1 protein-coding gene is annotated in these 711 nt (G+C 73.6%); it reads left to right on the top strand.

Translation table 11 applies throughout. From position 1 onward, the window contains the following. Positions 1-711 (top strand): ROK family protein (locus VTU_RS0124620; protein WP_010110456.1); only part of this gene is annotated, 711 nt, incomplete at both ends.

Here is a 711-nt window from a genome sequence, read left to right on the forward strand (position 1 = left end):
CGACGCGGACCAGCTGCTGCGCCGCGAGGCGCCCGTGCGCGGCCGCGTGGGGCAGCCCTCGGTGCCCATCGGCCTGAACCCCGACGGCGCCTTTGCCATCGGCATCCAGATCGGCCGGCGCAGCGCGCAATGGATGCTGCTGGACTTTGCCGGCCAGCTGCGCGAGCGCATCGTGCTCGACTACGCCTTCCCCGACACCGACCTGCTGCTGCCCGCCATGCGCCGCCATCTGAACCGGCTGCTCGACGGTCTGGGAGCGCTGCGCACGCGCGTGGTCGGCGTGGGCGTTGCCGCGCCGTTGCAGCTGGGCGGCTGGCACCGCATGCTCGGACTGACTGCGGCGCAGTCGCAGGCCTGGAACCGCATCGACCTGGCCGCGCAGGTGCAGCGGCTGACCGAGTTGCCCGTGCATTTCGCCCGGGACACCGTGGCCGCCTGCGTGGCCGAACTGCTCCAGGGCCGGGGGCGCGACATCCCGAGCTTTCTGTACCTGTTCATGGACACCTTCGTGGGCGGCGCGCTGGTGCTCGATTCGCGGCTGCACCGGGGCCTGCACGGCAACGCCGGCGCCGTGGCCTCGCTGCCGCTGGCCGTGGCGCAGGGCGCCGAGGGCAGCGCGCTGCCCGCGCAGCTCATCAGCCAGGCCTCGCTGTGGGACCTGGAGCAGCGCCTGCGCGAGCACGGCCTGGACCCCCTGGCCGCTTACGACGA

This window comes from Verminephrobacter aporrectodeae subsp. tuberculatae At4, from assembly GCF_000193225.1.
In the GTDB taxonomy this organism is placed as follows: domain Bacteria; phylum Pseudomonadota; class Gammaproteobacteria; order Burkholderiales; family Burkholderiaceae_C; genus Acidovorax; species Acidovorax aporrectodeae.